Origin of the sequence: Mycobacterium avium subsp. avium, assembly GCF_009741445.1 — a bacterium.
GTDB classification, from domain to species: Bacteria; Actinomycetota; Actinomycetes; order Mycobacteriales; family Mycobacteriaceae; genus Mycobacterium; species Mycobacterium avium.
The window spans coordinates 418,268-431,623 of record NZ_CP046507.1 but is presented as its reverse complement, the minus strand read 5'-3'; the positions used below and the strand labels follow the sequence as shown (position 1 = coordinate 431,623).

16 protein-coding genes and 1 pseudogene are annotated in these 13,356 nt (G+C 68.7%); 5 read left to right on the top strand and 12 right to left on the bottom strand.

Annotation, left to right across the window (positions count from 1 at the left end; genetic code table 11):
- Positions 1-99 precede the first annotated feature (99 nt).
- Positions 100-525: an ATP-binding protein gene (locus tag MAA44156_RS02130; RefSeq protein ID WP_009974321.1), complete on the bottom strand. Its 426-nt coding sequence runs from the start codon at positions 523-525 to the stop codon at positions 100-102.
- A 97-nt stretch (positions 526-622) separates the two neighbouring features.
- The gene (locus MAA44156_RS02125; RefSeq protein ID WP_009974320.1) at positions 623-1,606 is read right to left on the bottom strand and encodes a 2-hydroxyacid dehydrogenase; all 984 of its coding nucleotides are present in this window, start codon (positions 1,604-1,606) and stop codon (positions 623-625) included.
- Positions 1,607-1,670: 64 nt separating this feature from the next.
- On the opposite strand from MAA44156_RS02125, the gene MAA44156_RS02120 reads away from it, so the two are divergent.
- Positions 1,671-2,528 carry an LLM class F420-dependent oxidoreductase gene (locus tag MAA44156_RS02120; protein WP_009974319.1) on the top strand — a complete coding sequence of 286 codons (858 nt, stop codon included), beginning with the start codon at positions 1,671-1,673 and terminating at the stop codon, positions 2,526-2,528.
- 33 nt (positions 2,529-2,561) lie between these two features.
- Here the strand turns inward: MAA44156_RS02120 and MAA44156_RS02115 are convergent, their stop codons facing one another.
- Complete coding sequence (locus MAA44156_RS02115; RefSeq protein WP_050427649.1) at positions 2,562-4,103, bottom strand: SulP family inorganic anion transporter; 1,542 nt, start codon at positions 4,101-4,103, stop codon at positions 2,562-2,564.
- A 223-nt stretch (positions 4,104-4,326) separates the two neighbouring features.
- The gene (locus MAA44156_RS02110; protein WP_009974316.1) at positions 4,327-4,749 is read right to left on the bottom strand and encodes a nitroreductase family deazaflavin-dependent oxidoreductase; all 423 of its coding nucleotides are present in this window, start codon (positions 4,747-4,749) and stop codon (positions 4,327-4,329) included.
- A 147-nt stretch (positions 4,750-4,896) separates the two neighbouring features.
- On the opposite strand from MAA44156_RS02110, the gene MAA44156_RS02105 reads away from it, so the two are divergent.
- Entirely contained in the window at positions 4,897-5,586 is a 690-nt protein-coding gene (locus MAA44156_RS02105) for a class I SAM-dependent methyltransferase (protein ID WP_031348204.1), read from the top strand.
- Between the two features lie 21 nt (positions 5,587-5,607).
- On the opposite strand, the gene MAA44156_RS02100 is transcribed toward MAA44156_RS02105, so the two are convergent.
- The 3 genes and pseudogenes from MAA44156_RS02100 to MAA44156_RS02090 all read right to left on the bottom strand — a co-directional run bounded on the left by MAA44156_RS02100 (position 5,608) and on the right by MAA44156_RS02090 (position 8,161).
- A complete protein-coding gene (locus MAA44156_RS02100; protein ID WP_009974313.1) occupies positions 5,608-7,281 on the bottom strand; it encodes a PPE family protein in 1,674 nt (557 codons plus the stop codon).
- Between the two features lie 2 nt (positions 7,282-7,283).
- Positions 7,284-7,589 carry a PE family protein gene (locus MAA44156_RS02095; RefSeq protein ID WP_009974312.1) on the bottom strand — a complete coding sequence of 102 codons (306 nt, stop codon included), beginning with the start codon at positions 7,587-7,589 and terminating at the stop codon, positions 7,284-7,286.
- A gap of 12 nt (positions 7,590-7,601) precedes the next feature.
- Positions 7,602-8,161: pseudogene (locus MAA44156_RS02090) on the bottom strand (hypothetical protein).
- A 98-nt stretch (positions 8,162-8,259) separates the two neighbouring features.
- Between MAA44156_RS02090 and MAA44156_RS02085 the strand changes: the two are divergent.
- The 3 genes from MAA44156_RS02085 to MAA44156_RS23235 all read left to right on the top strand — a co-directional run bounded on the left by MAA44156_RS02085 (position 8,260) and on the right by MAA44156_RS23235 (position 9,719).
- Positions 8,260-8,655 carry a hypothetical protein gene (locus tag MAA44156_RS02085; protein ID WP_009974310.1) on the top strand — a complete coding sequence of 132 codons (396 nt, stop codon included), beginning with the start codon at positions 8,260-8,262 and terminating at the stop codon, positions 8,653-8,655.
- Positions 8,652-9,440: a hypothetical protein gene (locus MAA44156_RS02080; RefSeq protein WP_009974308.1), complete on the top strand. Its 789-nt coding sequence runs from the start codon at positions 8,652-8,654 to the stop codon at positions 9,438-9,440. Before MAA44156_RS02085 ends, MAA44156_RS02080 begins: the two co-directional genes overlap by 4 nt.
- Before the next feature lie 111 nt (positions 9,441-9,551).
- Entirely contained in the window at positions 9,552-9,719 is a 168-nt protein-coding gene (locus MAA44156_RS23235) for a hypothetical protein (RefSeq protein ID WP_023880491.1), read from the top strand.
- A 55-nt stretch (positions 9,720-9,774) separates the two neighbouring features.
- Here the strand turns inward: MAA44156_RS23235 and MAA44156_RS02075 are convergent, their stop codons facing one another.
- The 5 genes from MAA44156_RS02075 to MAA44156_RS02055 all read right to left on the bottom strand — a co-directional run bounded on the left by MAA44156_RS02075 (position 9,775) and on the right by MAA44156_RS02055 (position 13,353).
- The gene (locus MAA44156_RS02075; protein WP_009974306.1) at positions 9,775-10,119 is read right to left on the bottom strand and encodes a hypothetical protein; all 345 of its coding nucleotides are present in this window, start codon (positions 10,117-10,119) and stop codon (positions 9,775-9,777) included.
- 11 nt (positions 10,120-10,130) lie between these two features.
- Positions 10,131-10,355, bottom strand: coding sequence for a hypothetical protein (locus tag MAA44156_RS02070; protein WP_003876034.1), 225 nt, complete (start codon positions 10,353-10,355; stop codon positions 10,131-10,133).
- A gap of 207 nt (positions 10,356-10,562) precedes the next feature.
- Positions 10,563-11,795: a TetR/AcrR family transcriptional regulator gene (locus MAA44156_RS02065; RefSeq protein WP_009974304.1), complete on the bottom strand. Its 1,233-nt coding sequence runs from the start codon at positions 11,793-11,795 to the stop codon at positions 10,563-10,565.
- A gap of 162 nt (positions 11,796-11,957) precedes the next feature.
- Positions 11,958-12,743 (bottom strand): mannan-binding family protein, encoded by a 786-nt coding sequence (locus tag MAA44156_RS02060; RefSeq protein ID WP_009974303.1) that lies wholly within the window; start codon positions 12,741-12,743, stop codon positions 11,958-11,960.
- 13 nt (positions 12,744-12,756) lie between these two features.
- The gene (locus MAA44156_RS02055) at positions 12,757-13,353 is read right to left on the bottom strand and encodes an Rv1363c family protein (RefSeq protein WP_009974302.1); all 597 of its coding nucleotides are present in this window, start codon (positions 13,351-13,353) and stop codon (positions 12,757-12,759) included.
- Positions 13,354-13,356 lie beyond the last annotated feature (3 nt).

The following is a 13,356-nucleotide window of genomic DNA, read 5'->3' as shown; positions in this document are numbered from 1 at the left end:
TTTCCGGTGCAGCACTGTCTGCCCGACATGGCGCTGGCCTGCGACGACCCGTTGCCGGTGAAGTTCACCCCGTCGGCACCCGTTGGCAGCTAATCGCCTTCAAACCCGTTGAGCACCAACGGGATTCGGGTCGAGAGCGTAATCCAGGTAGACGTTGGTACCGTCCGGGCGGGCGTGGATGGTGCAGTGCTCGGCCAGGTTGTGCATCAGCATGATGCCGCGGGACGCGCGTGGGTCGCTCGACAGCCGGCACGACGGGCTCTGCCACCGGCCGCGGTCGCTCACGCACACCCGGATCGACTCGGCGCCCGGGTCGTAGCTGGCCTGCAGCTTCATCGCGCCGGTTCCGCGGTGCGAGCGGTAGGCGTGCTCGACGCAATTGGCCAGCGCCTCGTTGACTCCCAGCACCACGTCGTCACGCACGTCGTCGGGCGCCCGCACCTCGTGCTGCAGCCACCGGTGCAGGGCGCGGCGCCACGCCGTCACGGTGTCGGGGCGGGCGCTGCCGGCCAGCGTCAACCGCACCGGCGTGGCAGTCTGCGACGGTAGTGGGCTCATGAGTGCCGCATACCCCGTTGCGGGGGCGGCGATAACCTTTTCCGGGTATCGCTTCGACCACGGATCAGTTGCGGTCCGGAATCCGGCGGCGCGGCCGCAGCACCGGCGTCACCAGTTGACCCGTGGCCAGGTAGCTGTCGAGATTGCGCAGCGCCAACGAAGCCATCGCCCGCCGGGTCCGGGCGGTGGCGCTGCCGACGTGCGGCAGCAGCACCACGTTGTCCAGGCCGACCAACTCGGCGGGCACGTGCGGCTCGTCGGCGAACACGTCCATCCCCGCGCCGGCCAGTTCACCGCCGGCCAGCATCTCCACCAGCGCCTCCTGGTCGACGACGCTGCCCCGGGCGATGTTGATCAGGTAACCCTCGGGGCCCAGGGCGCGCAGCACGGCGCGGTCGACGAGTTTGTGGGCCTGGTGGTCGCCGGTGGTGGCGACCACCAGCACGTCGACCAATTCGGCGAGCTCGACGGCGGAGGCGGCATAGCGATACGGGGAGCCGTCGATGCGCCGGCGGTTGTGATAGGCGATGGCGCAGTCGAATCCGCGCAGCCTGGTCGCAATCGCCGAGCCGATGCGACCCAGGCCCAGGATGCCGACCTGGAGCCCGCTGACGTCCCGGCCGTACGGGAACGGCCCCTCGCGCGCCCACCGCCCGGCCCGCACATACCGATCGGCGGCGCCCAACCGGCGCAGCGTCATCAGGATCAGGCCCAGCGCGGTGTCGGCGACGGTATCGGAGAGCACGTCCGGGGTGTTGCTGACGCCGATTCCACGGCGGTCGGCGGCCGCGGTGTCGATCAGGTCCACACCGGCGCCGTTGTTGACGATGACCTCCAGGTTGGGCAACGCCGCGATCAGGGCGGCGTCCACTCCGGGCCGTCCCCAGGTCAGCAGCGCCCGCACCTCGGCGGCATGCTCGGCCAGGAACCGGTCGCGCGCGGCACCGTCGGGCAGTCTCGGGACGTCGTAGCGCGCGGCCAGCTCTTCTGCGAACGCCGGCTCCAATTCGCCGACCCGGAACACGCCGCTGAGCTTTGTCACCGCCACGCCTCCATCATCGCCGACGCGGCAACGCGGGAAGGAATCGCGTCGGGACGCGGTTGAACCGCGAATGCGCATCGGAGTCGTCTTCCCCCAGACCGAGATCGGATCGGACCCCGCGGTGCTGCGCAGCTACGCGCAGCGGGTCGAGGAGCTCGGGTTCACCCACATCCTGGCCTACGACCACGTCGTCGGCGCCGACCCGCGGGTGCACCGGGGGTGGCGGGGACCCTACGACATCGACTCGACCTTTCACGAGCCGTTCGTGTTGTTCGGCTACCTGGCGGCGATCACCTCGCTGGAACTGGTCACCGGCGTCATCATCCTGCCGCAGCGCCAGTCGGTGCTGGTGGCCAAGCAGGCCGCCGAGGTCGACCTGCTCACTGGTGGCCGCTTCCGGCTCGGCATCGGATTGGGTTGGAACGCCGTCGAATACGAAGCGCTCGGTGAGACGTTCACCAATCGCGGCAAGCGCTCCGAGGAGCAGGTCGAGCTGATGCGCAGGCTGTGGACCGAACGCTCGGTCACCTTCGACGGCAAATACCACACCGTGACCGCGGCGGGACTGGCCCCGCTGCCGGTCCAGCGGCCGATCCCGGTGTGGTTCGGCGCCGCCTCCGATCGCGCCTTCGAACGCGCCGGCCGCCTCGGCGACGGCTGGTTCCCGATGACCGAACCGGGACCCGGCCTGGACCACGCGCTCGAGCAGGTGACCCGCGCGGCCGAGGCGGCCGGCCGCGACCCCACGAGCCTCGGGATGGAAGGCCGGGTCAGCTGGACCGACGACCGCGACAAGCTGGCCGGCGACATCGCCGCGTGGAGAGCCGCTGGGGCCACGCATCTTTCGGTGAACACCATGAAGGCCGGGTTCGCCGGCGTCGACGAGCACCTCGCCGCGCTGGAGCGGGTGGCCGCCGACCTGAGGTAGCGCGCGCAGGTCACGCGCCCCCGGGCGCCGGCGTCACGCGCCCCCGGGCGAAGAGACCTGTTCGACCAGGCTCAGGTGCGAGTTGCGGCGCCGCGCCGCCGGCTCGGTCGTGTCGCGGACCTCGACCGTTCCACCGGTGGCGCAGTGCCGTCGTTGCCAGTCGCCGATCGCCTGATGCGCGGCGTGATCGAGATAGTTGGTGAGCAGGTGCACGGTCACCGAGGTGCGCTCGGGGATGGAGGCCAGCACGCCGGTCAGCCGTGGCAACGCCAGGAAGGTGCATGCCCCCTCGATGACGACGTGCCATCCGTCGCCCACCGGTTCGGCCTCGATCCTGGCCCGCACCACCCGCCACCCGGTCACCACCACGGCGAGCAGCAGACCGATCAGCACGCCGTGCAGCAGGTTGAGGAAGATGACGCTGGTGACCGTGACCAGATAGATGGCGAGATCGCCGTTGCGCAAAGCGGTTTCGATGTGCGCCGGCTTCAGCAACTCGATCCCGATGACGATCAGCAGGCCGGCAAGCGCGGCGGTGGGGATCTTTTCGACCAGCCCGGCAAAAGGCACCGCGAACACCAGCACCCAGAAGCCGTGCATGATGGTCGAAGCGCGGGTTTTCGCACCGGCGTTGACGTTCGCCGAGCTGCGCACGATGACCCCGGCGATGGGCAGCCCACCCAGCGCGCCCGACGCGATGTTCGCGGCGCCCTGGCCGATCAGCTCGCGGTTGAAATCGGTTCGGGGGCCGGTGTGCATGCGGTCGATCGACACCGCGGTGAGCAGGCTCTGCACGCTGGTGATCAGGGTGACGGTGATCACGGCGATCGCGACGGCCCCCCAATTCCCGTGCGGCAGGGACGGCAACCGCACCGCGTCCAGCACCGAGCCGTCCAGCTCGATCCGGGATACCTTGAACGGCAGCACCATTGAGATGATCGTGACCACCACGATGGCGACCAGCGGGCCGGGGACGATGGCCAGCCGGGCCGGGACCCAGCGCCAGGCCACCAGGATCGCGATCACCAGCAGGCCCAACACCAGTCCCGGGCGGTGCGCACCGAGAATCTGCGCGGGCAGGCCGGTGACATTGCTCCAGGCCGAACTCTTGGATGACCCGCCCAACAGCACGTGCACCTGCTGCAGGGCGATCGTGATGCCGATACCGGCCAGCATGGCGTGCACCACGACGGGCGAGATGGCCAGGACGGCGCGGGCGATCCTGCTGAACCCCAACAAGACCTGCAGGACTCCCGCGACGACGGTGATGAAACAGGTTACACCCCAGCCGAATTCGGCCACCACGTCGGCCACCACGACGGTGAGCCCGGCGGCGGGCCCGCTGACCTGTAGCGGCGATCCCCCGAGCCATCCGCCGACGATGCCCCCGACGATCGCGGCGATCAGGCCGGCGAGAACCGGGGCGTCCGAAGCGATCGCGATCCCCAGCGACAGCGGAAGTGCCACCAGGAAAACCACCAACGAGGCGGGCAGATCGTAGCGGAGCACCTCGCGGAGCCGTTCGCTTCGCGACGTCGACACACCTTGCCGCTCTGGTGATCCGGCTCGTTGCATGGGGCCCTCCCCTGAATTCGTCAATGGCGGTGGGCTTTTGGATATCCACCCGGTAACGACACGCCGAAGGTTCGAATATCCGTACAGCGCAGGCGATTACAGATACCAGGAACGTCGTTGTCCAGCTGGCCAGACCTCGGCCGCTGGGTACGAAGGTAGGCGGACGCCCGACAACGGGTCAACCGGACCGGCCGGGCGCATACCGAATCCAAATGTTTTTGGATTACTCCAAAACAAAGACCGGGATCTGCCTGGCCGTCTTCGTCGGGTACTCGGCGTAGGGAGGATAGGCCTGGACCGCGCGTCGCCACCACTGCTCGCGTTCGGCTCCGGCCAGCTCCCGCGCCCGCAGAGTGACAACCTTGTCGCCGTCCTGCAGCGTCACCTCCGGGTGGGCCTTGAGATTGAAGTACCACGCGGGATGTTCCGGCGCGCCGCCCTTGGACGCGACGACGGCGTACCGGCCGTCGTGTTCCACCCGCATCAACGGCACGTAGCGCCTCTTGCCCGACTTCGCCCCGGTCATGGTCACCAGCACGACGGGCCGGTCGAAGACCTCGACCCCGTCGGTCGTGCCCTGCCGCAGAATCCGTTCGGTCTGTTCGCGCACCCAGTCGGTGGGGCTCAGTTCGATGTCGTCGGCCATACCAGCATTGTCACGGGCGCGTGCAGTGAAAGCCAATCGCTTAAATCAGCTAACTGGTTGCCGTTTCGGTCACGGCTCGGGCGCAACAGCCTTGCACCATATATCAGGCGCGTTGACATATATCAGGCTGGTTGATATAAAGTGGGCATGTCTCAACCAACGCACGAGATGTTCGAAGCGGCCTACCGGGGCGAGTCACCCGAGATGGGCGAGGGCGCCCGGCCGCCGTGGAGCATCGGCGAACCGCAGCCCGAGATCGCGGCCCTCATCGAGGCCGGCAAGTTCCACGGCGACGTGCTGGACGCCGGGTGTGGCGAGGCCGCGGTCTCGCTGTACCTGGCGGAGCGCGGGTTCACCACGGTGGGCCTGGACCAATCGCCCACCGCGATCAAGCTGGCGCGTGAGAAGGCCGCCCGTCGCGGCCTGACCAGCGCCAGCTTCGAGGTCGCCGACATCAGCGACTTCACCGGCTACGACGGTCGTTTCGGCACCATCGTGGACAGCACCCTGTTCCATTCGATGCCCGTCGAGCTGCGCGAGGGCTATCAGCGATCGATCGTGCAGGCCGCCGCGCCGGGGGCGTCGTACTTCGTCCTGGTCTTCGACCGCAACGCGATGCCGGCCGAGGGCCCGGTCAACGCGGTCACCGAGGACGAGCTGCGCGAGGTGGTCGGCAAGTACTGGGTGATCGACGAAATCCGGCCGGCGCGCATTCACGCCAACGTGCCGGAGAACTTCCTGGCCGCCTTCGAGGCATTCGCCGGCGCCGACATTCGCGACGAGGACAACGGACGTAAGTCCGTGGGCGCCTGGTTGCTGTCGGCGCACCTCGGCTGACCGCACCACGGAGCGCGCGGCTTACGGGCCGTCCCAGCTCTCCGGCAGCATCGGTATGCGGGCGCCGTCGCCGGATTCGTTGCCGGCCAACGTGTTCAGACCCGAAGCGCGCACGCCCGACTTGGGCAGCGTGCCGGCGAAGCCCTGTATCGACCCGCCGGAGTCCGACGGCCGATACCGATCCGGCACTGTCGGCGTAACCGCGACCGGTTCGTCGTCGGACTCGATGAATTCGTAGCGGTATCCGGGGTCGATGACCGATCGTGGACGCCGGCGGGAGCGTCCCTGCTCCTGCTCCGCCGTCGCAGCGCCGGCGCTCGAGGCCGCCGGCCGCCCGGCGGCTAGCGCGCTTCTGGCCCAGGTTTGCGCCTTCGAGTCCATGCCGAGCCCGAAGCTGCCCACCATGTAGCAGAAACCCTCGGCTCCGGTCACCGGGGCCGGGGGTACGGGCGGGGTCGCCGGCGGGGCAATCGCGGAGGCTACGGGCGCAGGGGTGGACACCGCCGATGTCGCCGGTGCTACCGGGCTGGTCGGGGCCATCGGAGCCATCGCCGGAGCGGCCGACACCACCGGCGGTTGCGCGCCCATCGCGGCAGGCTGCGGCATGGCAGCGGGCGCCGGAGCGCTCGCCGGAGCGTCCAATCCGGCCAACCCTGCCAGGCCCGCCAGTCCGGCCAGCCCTCCCAGGCTGGTGATGGACAGGCTCAAGCCGACCTGCAGCAGCAGCGGCAATTCTTGGAGGATGAACCGCAGTGTTCGGATGGTCCAGTTGATGATCCGGTAGGTCTGCCACGCGATGAAATAGTTGATCAGCGCCGGGAACTGGGACGGGTTGAGCAGGCCCGAAAGGTTCTGCTGGAGCCAGGCCACGGCCTGAGCGTTGCCGTTGAAGAAATTCCCGAGATTCTGCAGGTACTCCGACGGGCTCCAGTTCGGCTGGCCCTGACCGGGGATCTGCTCACCGTCGGGCCCGAACAGCATCTCCCAGATCTCTTCTGGGGTGGGCAGCTGAAAGGAACCCGTACCGCCGCCGCCACCGGCGCCGGTCCCACCGCCGGTGCCACTTCCGGCTCCCGTACCGGTGCCGGTTCCGGTCCCGGTCCCAGTGCCGGTGCCCGTTCCGGTCCCCGTGCCCGCTCCCGTTCCGGACCCGCTGCCGCTGCCGGCCTTCCCTCCGGTGCTCGACCCGGCGACGCTGCTCATTTGCACGGCTTCGGTCGTCGCCTGATAGGTGGTCATGGTGGTGGCCGCCTGAGTCCACATCCGCGCGTAGTCGGCCTCGTTGACCGCGATCGGAATCGTGTTGACCCCAAAGAAATTCGTCGCCACCAAGGCCGCGTGGGTCGCATGGTTGGCGGCCAGCTCCGGCAGCGTCGGCATCGTGGCCAGCGCGGCGGTGTACGCGGTGGCCACCCCCTGATGTTGGGCGGCCGCTTCGGCGCTCAACGCGCCGGCAAGCTGGAGCCATGCCAGATATGGCATGTGCGCGGCCACGTACCTGTCGGCGGTCGGGCCGTCCCAGACCGGCATGGATCCGGTCAGCACGGCCGTCAATTCGGTTGCCGCCGAATCATACTGGGTGCTCAACCCCGTCCAGGTTGCTGCGGCCGCGAGCAGCGGGCCGGGCCCCGGGCCGCTGCTCAGCAGCGTCGAGTGCACCTCTGGCGGAAGGGCCATCCACACCGGCGCGGTCATCGTCAGCCCGCGCTCAGGTAGGTCGACGCGGACGCCGCATCGCCGGCGACGTAGTTGACGCCGGCCAGACTCACCCCCAACCCGGCCCGCCCCAACACTTCAACACCCTTGGTCGCCGCGGCCGAATGCTGGCTGCCACGTTCACTGAACACTGCGGCGGCAGCCAGCGATACGGGGTCGGCTGCCGGTGGAACCACCACCGAGACCACCGGGGCCGCGGCCGCATGCACGGCCGCCAGTTGAGCGGTGATCACGTCGACCGCCGCGCTCGTCGCGGCCAGGCCCTCGGGAATAACTCGCAGCGTCATAGCGGCCGCTCCTTAGTATCGGCTTCCATATGCGCCGACCCGCACCGACGGCGGTCGACCCAGACCAAGCGCCACCACCCAGGCGAGCAGGCCGGCGACGAACCCGAAAACCAGATGCCAGCCCCCCGCTCGAGCATCCCGTGCGATGCCCAGGCTGACAGGTTGGCTCCGGAGTGCCACGTCAAGACCGAACTGGCAAGCGCCACAAGGTGAACGGGCGCGGCTGCGACCGCGAGTACCCACCGGCGCGTCCGCACCGCGGGAAGGGAAGCCACGGCATACAGCAACACGGCGGCGGCCACATAGCGACTGCTCCACAACGGATCGGTCAACCCGTGCACCGGCAACGCCGCGATCGATGACGCCGCACCGACCGCGAGCACCGTCTCGCGCCGTGCCGTCACCAGCGCAACCGCCGCCAGCATGGTCAGCCAGACCAACCCGCGGTGTCCCGGCAGAGCCAGCGGAATCCGGACGTCGGTGCAGGCGACGATGATGCCGACCGCGAGCAGGGGGAACGCCACCTCCCGGACGCCAGTGAGCCCGCCCGCCGGTCGCTGCATCACGGCCATGCGGGAATCATAAGCGGCCAGGACCTACACTTATCCGTATTTACGGCGTATTCACAGGATGGGATCCGTAAATGCGCAGCAATAGACGGGTGGCTCGGGTGGTTGCGGTTCTGGTCGTGAGCGCCGGGCTCGTCGCGTGCGGCGGGTCGGGCGGGCTGCAACTGGTCGTGCAGGAGAACCAGCACGTGCTGCAACGATTCACCATCTCGCAGCTTCAGCAGCTCCCTCAGGTGGAGGTCGAGACGCCGCAATCACACGGCGCACAAATCCAAAAGGGACCCAGCGTGCGTTCGATCCTCAATGCCGCGGGCGCGACCGGCGTCGTCCGGGTGCGGGTGGAAGGCCGCGACCCGGCCCAGTCCCTGACGGCGGCCGAGCTCGATGATCGGACCATTCTCGGCTTCACCAAACACGACACACTCAAGCTCACCGGCGCAAAACTCGGCCGTGATCAGTGGGTTCGCGATGTGACCGACCTGGTGATCAATCCATGACCGGCCGGGCCGCGCTGGCCGATGTGGACCTGCTGATCGGCATCGACGACACCGATAATCCCTATACGCCCGGCACGGGCCGGCGGGCCCGGGCCCTGCTGCACGAGTTGCAGGCGGCGGGCCTCGGCTCCCCGGCGGGCGCCACGCGTCATCAGCTGCTGGTCGACGACCGGATCCCGTATACGTCCCATAACTCGAGCGCCTGCCTGGCCTGGCGGAGCCCCGACGGCGATCCACACGCGGCGCGAACCGGGATCATCGAACTCGCTGGGCGATTCCTCGAACGGGTATGCCCTCCCGATGCGGACCCCGGGCTGGCCGTCGTCGTTCCGGGCGAACTCGCCGGCGCCGCGCCGCGCCTGATCGAATTCGGACGCCGCGCTAAGCGAGAAGTGTTGCATCCCAACGAAGGCCGCGAACTCGCCGCGGCGGTGGGTGTGCATCTGTCCGGTCACGGAGGCACCCGGGAGGGCATGACCGGCGCGCTCGCGGCGGTCGGACTGCATTTGTCCGGCAACGACGGGCTGTTCATCACGTTGCCCGGCATCCGCGAGCTGCCCGACCGGGCCACCGTGGAGACGGTTTTCGCCACGGCGCCCATCGACCTCGTCCGCGACGCCATGTACCGTCAGCCCCGTTCCGGCGAGGTGATCGAACTGGGCGACTGGGTACGCCCGGTGTTGCTCGACGGGCTCGCCGTCTTGCTCCTCGAGCCGCCGCGCCAACAGGACAACGGCGGCAGGACATGGCGAACGGCACCGCGCGCGGTGGTCAAGCAATACTGACTCCACGCGCCGTGAGCAGGGCGATCGGCTTCGACGGCATTCGCCGGGTTTCGGGCCCGTCATTCGGGAGATCCTGATTGGAGGCAGTGCAGACGTTCAGAGGAGATCTCGGTGGATCAGCAAGTCAACTCCGACCCGCCCGCTAGGCCCGAGGACGCTCAGAAGGCAACCGAGGAACAGCGCAAGCTGCAGGAACAACTCGATCACCAGGACGAAGATCCGGACGGCCCGGGATTGCACCAATCTCGGCACGACCTTCCCGACGAGAGCACACGATAGTCCGCGAAAGCCAGTGATTCGCAACGTGTTTGATCCGTCTAACAAGGCGTCGGACTCAGGATGGGGATTGCGCCGCGGATTGTGACGGCGCCGGCCGCCGGTGGTCATGGGCAAGCGCCGCGGCCGCCTGCCAGGTCAGCGCCATCCCGCCCAGAACCGCGGTCGGAATGGCCCACAGCCGTCGCACCATCAGCGCGCTACCGCATTGGTCAACGTAGCTGGTGCCCGCCGGGCCGACCGCGCTCGCCGCCTGGGTCAGCTCCGTCGTGAAGCCGCTGCCGCACTTGACCTGCAGGCCGAACTGATCGTAGGCATCGATGAAGACCGGGAACCGCAGCGCCAGCAGGCCGCCGGCCAGGCACACCACGGCCGCGAAGACGATCAGCGGACCGCGGTGCATCACGCCACCCCCTAGGTCATGCACACGTTGGCGAACAGCAGCACCGGCCAGGACACGATCGAACCCAGGAACGACACCACCAGATCGACCCCGTGCATGTCGTGCAGATGCGCCGTGTGGGTGCTCGACCAGATGACGCCGACGATCAGGTACGGCGTGCCCAGCAGGATGCCCAGGCCCAGCAGTTCGGCGATGGTCAACTGATAGTCCAGGACTTTGCGAATCGTGCTGAGCATGGGCCTGCCTTCCCGCGGGCGCTGCGGACTGGACGGCAATTATGTTAATAGCCATTCGGACGGTCCGGTAGTACCCCGGGGATACTTGTCACCCGTGGCATCGGCCCGGTGCAACCGAAGATGCGGGGCCGCATGGGCGGTCCGGGGACAGGCGTTCCCGCCGCGCGCCTGAGCCGGCCGAAAAGTGGAGCGCGGTTCGCCAACCCATCAGCGGCGTTGCCGGCCGGCGCCGCGAAGTCCGTCGCGCGATGCGGCCGCGGGTCGTCCCAGCACCGTGACCTCCATCAGCCGCCGAACCGTGGTGCTGGCGGGCGCGCCGGTGTTGGGGTAAACCAGCCGGCCGATGTCCACCGCCAGGGCGAACGCGGCGTGCACGGCGTAGCGGGCGCGGCCCAGGGTCAGTTCCGGTCTGGCCGCCACGGCGAGCCGGGCCCAGGATTCGACGGTGGAGCGCTGAATGTTGTAGAGCAGCACCGCGTCTGTCTCCGGCAGGTTGTGCCGCTCGGTGTAGTACACGCACGCCAGCTCGGGGTTGGCGAAGGACCGCGTGACGTAGGCCTCGATGAGCCGCGCCAGCGCCTGCTCCGGGTCGCTGCTGGTGGCCAGGATGCTGGACAGGTCGGCGGAGAGCTGGTCGGCGGCGCGCCGGTAGTAGACCGCCAGGATCGCGGCCTTCCCCGGAAAGTATTGGTAGATGCTGGCAACCGGGATGCCGACCGCCGCGGCAATGTCTTCCATCCCGGTTTCCCGGTAGCCGCGCTCGTTGAACAGCCGCATCGATTCGTGCAGCAGCAGTTCGTAGCTGCCGGCGGCGCTGGTCAGCGTCGGCGCCCGCGCCGGTTCGGCGCCGCGGCCCCGCTGTGTCGGCAGCTCGGCCTTCAGCACGGCGGCGGCGATGTCGCTCAGCGTCGCGCGGATCTCGGCGTTGCCGAGCCGGGACCGGTGGTCGGTGACGCTGCCGATGACGCTCAGGGTGGCCGCCGACAGGATCCAGCGTTGCCGCGACGTGAGTTTCGGCCGGAGCTTGATCAGCGGACGCTGCAGCCGCCGGTTGATCACCTTGATCTGCTCGGCCAGCTTGCGCTGGTCGTCGCCGCGCAGATAGCGACCCTCCCAGCGATAGAGCCCGCCGGCGGTGCGGTTGACGATGGTGGTGTCGATCAGCGCGGTGGTGAGCGCGCTCAGGGTTTCCCCCGGATCGGCGTCGGCGGGCAGGTCGTCGGCGAACGCCGTGGCGTCCACCAGTTGCTGGCCCAGCGCCAGGAAGACCTCACGGAACAAGTCGTATTTGCCCTGGGAATGCCGGTACAGGGCGGCGGCCGAGATGCCCACCCGCGCCGCGATGTTCTCCATGCTGACCGCGTGGTAACCGAGCTCGCTGAACGCGTCGGCGGCGGCCCGGGCGATCTGGACCTTGCGATCCTTCGGGCGCCGCTTCACCGGATCCGCGGACGCTCGGCTGGCCGATGGCATACAGATCACCGTAGCCGCAGCAGCGGCTGACCGGGCGATTGGTGGACGGCCGGCCGGGCGCAGCCGGTGAACCGAGCGCACCCGGTTGGGCGCAGCGTGATATCCGAGGTCACTGGCCGGCCGACCTCGTTACGCCCCGCCGAATTCCGGCCGCAGCACCGGGGCGAGCACGCCGAGTGGGATGTGCGGCTGGGCGGTGCCTCCGTCCATCGACCACTGCTCGGATTGCCCGTACTGGATCGGGGAGTCGTGGCCGACCGGGTAATCCGGCAGGTACAAGATCAGCTCGTCGGGCGTCAGCGCCCACGCCTTGTAGCCGCCCGAGAACACCTTGTCCGGTGTCCAACGATCGACGGTGAACGGATACGTTCCCGGCGAGTGCTGCCATGCGGCGCGGTCGAGGGCCTCCTGGATGAACGGTTCGGCCAACGGCGGGATGGCGGCCAACGGGTCCACACCGGGTTTGGTGATGTCGGCCAGCTGTAGCTGCCTGCCGTTGGCCATGTCGAAGGTGAAGGTGCGGTAGGCGTTGTTGAAGGCCGGACCGTCGGCGTGGTAGTCCTCGTGGAACACCACGCTTTGGGCCGGGCCGTGTCCGAAGACCTGAAAGTTCTCCTCGCCCCAGCTGTCCTGGACCATCGAGGCGCCCTTGCTGCGCCAGTTGGTCATCAGGGTGCGCAGATATTGGCGAATCGGCGGGCCGCTGGTCGGGTTGTCGATCAAATCGCCGGGCATCGCCATCTTGATGTCGCGGACGGCTTTTCGTTCCGACAGCACCGAGGTGTGGCAGTACTGCCCGTCCCAATCGCCGCCGAGATCGCCGCAGAACGACTGCGCCGACGCCGCCGCCACGGGTGCGGTGAGCGCCGCCATCGTCACCGCCGCCGCGCCGGCCGAGAACTGGAAGATGCGCATCGCCCGAAACGCCTTACGGCAGTTCGACTTTGCTGGCCAGCCAGCGGCCGCCGACATTTTCCATGGTGATCTTCATCCGGCTGTGGTCGACGCGGCCGTCGGGTCGCACCTTATTGCTGACCGTCTGGTCCACCATCAGCAACACCACCACCCTGTTCCTGCTCTGCGATTGGATCGCCGAGTCCACGACCGTGCCGTGCGCCGTGGCCTTGTTGTCGATGAGCAATTGCCGAAGCTGCACACTGGCTTTGGTGTAGGTGTCTTTGAACTCGCCGGTGGCTCCGCCGAGCACGGCCGCGAAGTTCCGGTCCACCTGGTTGGCGTCGATGCTCGTCAGCACCTGGGCATAGTCGACCGCGGTGCGCTGCGCCGCCTGCCCGGCCTGGGCCACCGCACGCTGGTCCCACAGTTTCCAGCCCAGCCCCCCGGCCAGGCCGAACGCGCCCGCGTAGACGGCGACGACGAGCGCGGCGCGACCGTACCGTTTCCATTGCCGCGCCGCGGTTTTCGGCTGAGATTCGGTGCGGTCCGCCGTGGCTTTTCGGTCATCGTCGGGCGGCTGCTCGACATCGTCGGCGGTGGCGCGTTCCTGGTCGGCGGTGACGGTCACGCT